Consider the following 261-nt stretch of genomic DNA (forward strand, 5'->3'; position numbering starts at 1 on the left):
AGGCCAGGGCCACCGCAGGCAGGCCTTCGAGCACGAACAGCCATTGCCAGCCGTGCCAGCCCAGCACGCCGTCCATTTCCAGCAGGGCGCCGCCCAGCGGCCCGCTGAGGATGTTGGCCACGCATACCCCCAGCAGGAAGTAGCCGGTGGCACGGGCACGCTGTTCGCGGTCAAACCAGTACGTCAGGTACAGCATGACGCCAGGGAACAGGCCGGCTTCGGCCACCCCCAGCAGCAGGCGCATGATGTAGAACGAGGTTT

General features: G+C 66.7%; 1 protein-coding gene. It reads right to left on the bottom strand.

The features are described 5' to 3' along the window. Positions 1 to 261 (bottom strand): MFS transporter (locus SB772_RS42415; RefSeq protein ID WP_410838822.1); only part of this gene is annotated, 261 nt, incomplete at both ends.

The sequence above is a fragment of the Paraburkholderia sp. SIMBA_030 genome (assembly GCF_046535245.1).
GTDB lineage: Bacteria > Pseudomonadota > Gammaproteobacteria > Burkholderiales > Burkholderiaceae > Paraburkholderia.